Genomic DNA, 2,412 nt, shown 5'->3' with positions numbered 1-2,412 from the left:
AGCCTCAACGGCACCTACGGCGCCTTCGCCTTCGACACCACCACGGGAGCGTGGACCTACACGCTCGACGACACCCGTCCCGCCACCCAGGCCCTGATCGCCGGCCAGGCCACCACCGACGCGCTCACCGTTGCCTCCGCCGACAACTCGGCGAGCCACGACATCGTCGTCAACATCACCGGCGCCAACGACACCGCGGCGATCGGCGTGGTCGCCGGCGGCGACTACGCCGCCAGCGAGGCCGGCGGCGTCAACAACACCACGGCGGGCGACCCGAGTGCGTCGGGCCAGCTCACGGTGTCCGACGTCGACGCCGGCCAGGACCACTTTGCCACCCCGGCCAGCCTCAACGGCACCTACGGCACCTTCACCTTCGACACCACCACGGGAGCGTGGACCTACACGCTCGACGACAGCCGTGCCGCCACCCAGGCCCTGATCGCCGGCCAGGCCACCACCGACACGCTCACCGTTGCCTCCGCCGACAACTCGGCGAGCCACGACATCGTCGTCAACATCACCGGCGCCAACGACACCGCTGCGATCGGCGTGGTCGCCGGCGGCGACTACGCCGCCAGCGAGGCCGGCGGCGTCAACAACACCACGGCGGGCGACCCGAGTGCGTCGGGCCAGCTCACGGTGTCCGACGTCGACGCCGGCCAGGACCACTTTGCCACCCCGGCCAGCCTCAACGGCACCTACGGCACCTTCACCTTCGACACCACCACGGGAGCGTGGACCTACACGCTCGACGACAGCCGTGCCGCCACCCAGGCCCTGATCGCCGGCCAGGCCACCACCGACACGCTCACCGTTGCCTCCGCCGACAACTCGGCGAGCCACGACATCGTCGTCAACATCACCGGCGCCAACGACACCGCCGCGATCGGCGTGGTCGCCGGCGGCGACTACGCCGCCAGCGAGGCCGGCGGCGTCAACAACACCACGGCGGGCGACCCGAGTGCGTCGGGCCAGCTCACGGTGTCCGACGTCGACGCCGGCCAGGACCACTTTGCCACCCCGGCCAGCCTGAACGGCACCTACGGCACCTTCACCTTCGACACCACCACGGGAGCGTGGACCTACACGCTCGACGACAGCCGTGCCGCCACCCAGGCCCTGATCGCCGGCCAGGCCACCACCGACACGCTCACCGTTGCCTCCGCCGACAACTCGGCGAGCCACGACATCGTCGTCAACATCACCGGCGCCAACGACACCGCTGCGATCGGCGTGGTCGCCGGCGGCGACTACGCCGCCAGCGAAGCCGGCGGCGTCAACAACACCACGGCGGGCGACCCGAGTGCGTCCGGCCAGCTCACGGTGTCCGACGTCGACGCCGGCCAGGACCACTTTGCCACCCCGGCCAGCCTCAACGGCACCTACGGCACCTTCACCTTCGACACCACCACGGGAGCGTGGACCTACACGCTCGACGACAGCCGTGCCGCCACCCAGGCCCTGATCGCCGGCCAGGCCACCACCGACACGCTCACCGTTGCCTCCGCCGACAACTCGGCGAGCCACGACATCGTCGTCAACATCACCGGCGCCAACGACACCGCCGCGATCGGCGTGGTCGCCGGCGGCGACTACGCCGCCAGCGAGGCCGGCGGCGTCAACAACACCACGGCGGGCGACCCGAGTGCGTCGGGCCAGCTCACGGTGTCCGACGTCGACGCCGGCCAGGACCACTTTGCCACCCCGGCCAGCCTCAGCGGCACCTACGGCACCTTCACCTTCGACACCACCACGGGAGCGTGGACCTACACGCTCGACGACAGCCGTGCCGCCACCCAGGCCCTGATCGCCGGCCAGGCCACCACCGACACGCTCACCGTTGCCTCCGCCGACAACTCGGCGAGCCACGACATCGTCGTCAACATCACCGGCGCCAACGACACCGCTGCGATCGGCGTGGTCGCCGGCGGCGACTACGCCGCCAGCGAGGCCGGCGGCGTCAACAACACCACGGCGGGCGACCCGAGTGCGTCCGGCCAGCTCACGGTGTCCGACGTCGACGCCGGCCAGGACCACTTTGCCACCCCGGCCAGCCTCAACGGCACCTACGGCACCTTCACCTTCGACACCACCACGGGAGCGTGGACCTACACGCTCGACGACAGCCGTGCCGCCACCCAGGCCCTGATCGCCGGCCAGGCCACCACCGACACGCTCACCGTTGCCTCCGCCGACAACTCGGCGAGCCACGACATCGTCGTCAACATCACCGGCGCCAACGACACCGCTGCGATCGGCGTGGTCGCCGGCGGCGACTACGCCGCCAGCGAGGCCGGCGGCGTCAACAACACCACGGCGGGCGACCCGAGTGCGTCGGGCCTGCTCACGGTGTCCGACGTCGACGCCGGCCAGGACCACTTTGCCACCCCGGCCAGCCTCAACGGCACCTAC

1 protein-coding gene is annotated in these 2,412 nt (G+C 71.2%); it reads left to right on the top strand.

What is annotated here, in order from left to right:
- Positions 1-2,412, top strand: a 2,412-nt coding sequence (locus CI41S_RS42275) for a beta strand repeat-containing protein (RefSeq protein ID WP_210242743.1), incomplete at both ends; no start/stop codon positions are given.

Source organism: Bradyrhizobium ivorense, from assembly GCF_900696085.1.
GTDB lineage: Bacteria > Pseudomonadota > Alphaproteobacteria > Rhizobiales > Xanthobacteraceae > Bradyrhizobium > Bradyrhizobium ivorense.
This window is presented reverse-complemented; position numbering and strand designations above follow the sequence as displayed.